This window comes from Burkholderia sp. HMSC10F09 (assembly GCF_001806955.1).
Taxonomy (GTDB): domain Bacteria; phylum Pseudomonadota; class Gammaproteobacteria; order Burkholderiales; family Burkholderiaceae; genus Burkholderia; species Burkholderia multivorans.
Genome location: NZ_KV786512.1, coordinates 1 through 923, shown reverse-complemented (window position 1 = coordinate 923; position 923 = coordinate 1). Strand labels below are relative to the sequence as shown.

General features: G+C 75.9%; 1 protein-coding gene. It reads left to right on the top strand.

The annotated features are described in order from the left end of the window. Positions 1 to 923, top strand: a 923-nt coding sequence (locus tag HMPREF3115_RS01990) for an NAD(P)H-hydrate epimerase (RefSeq protein ID WP_305367000.1), incomplete at both ends; no start/stop codon positions are given.

The window sequence follows — 923 nt, the reverse complement described above, 5'->3', positions numbered from 1 at the left end:
GTTCGCCGTCGGCCCGGGCAACAACGGCGGCGACGCACTCGTCGCGGCTGCGCGGCTGCAGCAGCTCGGCGTCGCCGTGCACGCGTGGATGCCGGTGCCCGTCAAGCCCGACGACGCGCAATGGGCACTCGGCGTCGCACGCGCGGCCGGCGTGCCGATCGCGGCCGAGCCGCCCGCGTCGCTGGACGGCTATGCGTGGGTCGTCGACGGGCTGTTCGGCATCGGGCTCGGCCGCGCGCTCGACGGCGTCTTCGCTGCGCAGGCCGCACGCATCGCCGAGCATGCGCGACGCGGCGGCGCGGTGCTCGCGCTCGACGTGCCGAGCGGGCTCGACAGCGATACGGGGCAGATCGTCGGCGGCGGCGCGGCCGTCGTCGCGACGCACACGCTGACCTTCATCGGCGCGAAGCCGGGCCTGTACATGGTCGAGGGTCGCGATCTGGCCGGCGAAATCGACATCGCGTCGCTCGAGCTCGCGCCGCCCGCCTCGCCGGCGATCGTGCTGAACGCGCCCGCACGGTTTGCGCACGCGCTGCCCGCGCGCGCATTCGCGTCGCACAAGGGCACGTTCGGCAGCCTCGCCGTGCTCGGCGGCGACACCGGCATGTGCGGCGCGCCGATCCTCGCCGCGCGCGCCGCGCTGTTCGCGGGCGCGGGCAAGGTGCACGTCGGCTTGCTCGGCGCCGGCGCGCCGCCTTACGATCCGCCGTTCCCGGAGCTGATGCTGCATCCTGCCGACACGCTCGAACTCGGCGCGATGACCGCGATCGCAGCCGGGTGCGGGCTCGGCACGCGCGACGCCGCGGCCACGCTCGTACGCGACGCGCTCGCACACGATGCCGCCGCGCTGCTCGACGCCGATGCGCTGAACCTCGTCGCCGCGCACGCGGATCTCGCCGCGGCCGTCGCCGCGCGCGGCGCCC